This is a genomic window from Paraburkholderia sp., assembly GCF_035656215.1.
Lineage (GTDB): Bacteria > Pseudomonadota > Gammaproteobacteria > Burkholderiales > Burkholderiaceae > Paraburkholderia.
Genome location: NZ_DASRSY010000309.1, coordinates 1 through 3,538, shown reverse-complemented (window position 1 = coordinate 3,538; position 3,538 = coordinate 1). Strand labels below are relative to the sequence as shown.

General features: G+C 62.2%; 4 protein-coding genes. 1 reads left to right on the top strand and 3 read right to left on the bottom strand.

All coding sequences use genetic code 11. The features are described from left to right. Positions 1 to 1,017 (bottom strand): amino acid aminotransferase (locus VFE81_RS17630; RefSeq protein WP_325045823.1); only part of this gene is annotated, 1,017 nt, incomplete at its 3' end. Positions 1,018 to 1,233: 216 nt separating this feature from the next. Here VFE81_RS17630 and VFE81_RS17625 point away from each other — a divergent pair. After that, positions 1,234 to 2,175 (top strand): LysR family transcriptional regulator, encoded by a 942-nt coding sequence (locus tag VFE81_RS17625; RefSeq protein WP_325045822.1) that lies wholly within the window; start codon positions 1,234 to 1,236, stop codon positions 2,173 to 2,175. A 97-nt stretch (positions 2,176 to 2,272) separates the two neighbouring features. On the opposite strand, the gene VFE81_RS17620 is transcribed toward VFE81_RS17625, so the two are convergent. Then, complete coding sequence (locus VFE81_RS17620; RefSeq protein ID WP_325045821.1) at positions 2,273 to 3,091, bottom strand: helix-turn-helix transcriptional regulator; 819 nt, start codon at positions 3,089 to 3,091, stop codon at positions 2,273 to 2,275. A 141-nt stretch (positions 3,092 to 3,232) separates the two neighbouring features. Beyond that, positions 3,233 to 3,538, bottom strand: a 306-nt coding sequence (locus VFE81_RS17615; protein ID WP_325045820.1) for a LysR substrate-binding domain-containing protein, incomplete at its 5' end; no start/stop codon positions are given.

The following is a 3,538-nucleotide window of genomic DNA, read 5'->3' as shown; positions in this document are numbered from 1 at the left end:
CTCTCGCATCACTTCATCGACGCGGCCTGCGAGGCCTTCGTGAATCGTGCCGCGCATGGCGAGAATCCGTTCACGCATGGTGGCGAGCTCCGCCTCCCATGAAGCGCGCAAGGACGTGTCCAACAGTACGTTAGCCACGAGGCGCGCGCCATGTGTCGGCGGATTGCTGTAGTTGGCACGCACCGTCGACGCCAATTGACCAAGCACGCGGGCCGCCTCTTCCGTGCTCTTGCACACCACGCTCAATGCGCCGCAGCGCTCGCCGTATAGCGAGAAATTCTTTGAGAACGAATTGGCGGCGATCAGCGGCACACCCGCGTCGGCCAGCAAACGCACGCAGGCGGCGTCCTCTTCGAGACCCGCGCCGAAACCCTGATACGCCATGTCGACAAACGCAATCAGTTTGCGGCGCTGCAATACCGGCACCAGTTCCGCCCATTGCGCCGGGCTCAGATCGACGCCGGTCGGATTGTGGCAGCACGCGTGCAGCAGCACGATGCTCTGTTCCGGCAAGCGGCCGATCGTGTCGATCATGTCGGCGAAACGCAAGCCGCCGGTCTGTTCGTCGTAGTACGGATACGTGTTGACTGTGAGACCCGCGCCTTCGAACACGACGCGATGGTTTTCCCAGCTCGGATCGCTGATCCACATCTGTGAGGCCGGGAAATAGCGCTTCAGAAAATCGGCGCCGACTTTCAGCGCACCTGAGCCGCCTATTGTTTGCAACGTCGCAATCCGGCCCGCTGCACGCGCTTCGTTGGCCTCGCCGAACACTAGCGCTTGCGCTGCGTCGCGGTAAAGCGGCAGGCCCGCCATCGGCAGGTAGGAGCGCGGGCCGATCGAATCGAGTAGCGCGGTTTCGGCGCGCCGTACGGCGTCCATCACCGGCAGTTTGCCGGCGTCGTCGAAATAGATGCCGATGCTCAGGTTGACCTTGTTGGGCCGCGGGTCAACTTGAAAGTCCTCGTTCAGGCTCAGAATCGGGTCGCCGGGATAGGCGGGAATGTGGTCGAACATGGCAATTCCTTGAGTGGAGCCCTGCATCGGGCTTGACTGTCGCCTGCGTATACCCTGGAGGTAGGCTGTTGCAATCTGATCGTAGCCGCGTGGGCGAGACGGAAGTCTAAGCGCGTTTCCTGCTTCGCGTCGATCAGGACGAGTGTCGGCCAATGACGCGCCACACACAATCAATCGATTTTTCACGATTAGTAAGTTTTTCTTTAGAATCGCCTGATGCCACTTACACGCGTCACCATCCGTCAGTTCGAAGCGTTTCTCGCTATCGTCGATTTGCACAGTATCGGCGCGGCGGCGGAACGGCTCGGGCTGACCTCGTCGGCGGTCAGCCAGTTGCTGGCCGAACTGGAAACGGAACTGGGCTTTCGCCTCTTCGACCGTACGACGCGGCGCGTCAATCTGTCGAGCGCGGGGCAGGATTTTCTGTCGTCGGCCGAATCCGTGTTGCGCTATGTGCGTGCGGCGGCCCAATCCGCCGACGATATCCGCAATCGCGCGGCCGGCATCGTGCGAGTCGGCGCACCACTGGTGCTCGCGGCGACCGCGCTGCCAGCGGCCATCGCCGAATATGCGCGCGACAAACCGAAGGTGGTCGTGCGCATCTGCGACACCGTGGTCGAACAACTGGTGGAGCGCGTGGAAAGCGGCGACGTGGATCTCGCAATCGGCCCGGATCGCCAAAGCGGCACACGGGTGCGTTGCGATCCAGCCTTCGCAAGCCCGTGGGTGATGTGGTGCGCGCCGACGCATCCGCTGAACGCGCGGCGCCGGGTGCAGTGGCAGCATTTGCGCGACGTGCCGATTGTCGCCACCGGCCGCGATCACGAGCGCGCAGTCGAACAGATGCTCGCCAATCTGCCAGTGGAGGCACGCATCATTCCCGTGGACGTGGTGGACAACGTCACCACGGCGTTCGGTCTGGCCTCACAGGGGCTTGCCGTGACGCTCGCGCCCGCCTATGTCGCGCCGCTCGCGCGAACTTTCGGGCTGATGATGAAGCGGATCGTCGATCCGGAAACCATCCGCGAGGTGTGCATGTATCGCTCGACTGAACGTGCACTGTCACCGCCGGCAGATGGATTCGCGGAATTCATCATGCCGTGGCTGAAGCGCTGGGATCGTGAGACGCAGGCCGATGCACGGGCGAAGCGCGGGTAAGTTGTTCGACGCGAATTCAATTTGCGCTTTGCGCTGCTTCTCGGCGGAAAATAGCTTGCGGCGCATTCGATCTAAGGCCACAACGCCGCGTGCAGGATCAGGACCGTTCAGGCAGCAGACATAGCGCGAACAACTGGCGCTGGCTGGAGATACCCAACCGCGCGTAAGCGCGCTTCTGATACGTAATCACGCTCGTGGCCTTGACGCCCATTTGTTCGGCGATCTCGGTGGCGCTTGCGCCTTCGAGCACGCCGCGTAGCACGTCGATCTCGCGCGGCGTAAGCGCCGGGCATGCGCGTCTCACGCGTGCCAGCATCGCGGCCGCCGTACCTTGCTGATGCTGCCCGTTGAGTGCGTAATGGCTTTTCGCGGCGTGCGCGAGCAGATGCGCCACGCTTTCCACGTGCTCCAGTTCGCCTGGCTGGAACATGCCGTAAGCGCTGTCGCGATACAGATTGATCGACAGCCAGACGCTTTCCATTGGTTGCAGGAGCAACGATAGCCGGTCGGACACGTTGGGCTGCGCATAGCAGGCAGCGCGATAGGCTTCGTTTTCGATTTCTTCGCTTTGCTGCTGGTGCAGCACTAATGCCTCGCGCGCCTGTTTCGCGGGCGGGCCGCCGACGATGGCGCGGTTGCCGTCGAGCGCATAGAAGTACGTGGCGTAGCGGTCGGCGACATCACGGAGAAAGCGGCCGCCGCGATGGTCGGCGGCGGAAACGGTGCGCGGTCTCGCATCGAATTCGTAAGCGAAGATCGTGCACTGCGAAACAGGAAGCGTGTCGCCAACGGTTTTCAGAATGCTTGCAGCGAGCGCGTCCGGGTCGGCATGCGAGATTGACATGACAAGGTCGGTAACACGCGACGTGTTGATGTGCCCGCTGCGGGGCGGTGTGGATATGCGCCAGGAACGCATGATAATGGCGGGGTCACGCTACTTGGTTTTCGGTCTGGCAAGCGTAGCACAATGGAGCATTACACCTGCTGCCGCACTGCTTTCACGGCGAAGTCCGCTCAAGCCGCCAGGGTCCACACAAACCCCACGGTGGACGAAAAACTACAGCGTCCCCAGTTTGACAGCCAGGAAATCGACCAGCAGCCGTGTCCTCTGCGGCAAGCGCCGTGTCTTCGCCCACATCGCATGCAATGGCAAGGGCGTAAGCTGAAAATCCGCCAGCAAAACCTCGACCTTTCCTGCCTCGACCCATTCCTGAATCTGCCAGAAGGCAGCGACCCCTATCCCCATGCCGCCCAGCACGCCCGCATTCACCGCAGCCACCTGATTGCTGTCAAAGCGCCCTGCCACGTTCACCGCAATCTCGTTGCCGTCGGCAGACGTAAACGCCCATCGCCCAGGATACGG

Bases quoted from the DNA above. Each gene is read 5' to 3' on its own strand.
- VFE81_RS17625 (WP_325045822.1), top strand. From the start codon at position 1,234: ATGCCACTTACACGCGTCACCATCCGTCAGTTCGAAGCGTTTCTCGCT.
- VFE81_RS17620 (WP_325045821.1), bottom strand. From the start codon at position 3,091: ATGCGTTCCTGGCGCATATCCACACCGCCCCGCAGCGGGCACATCAAC.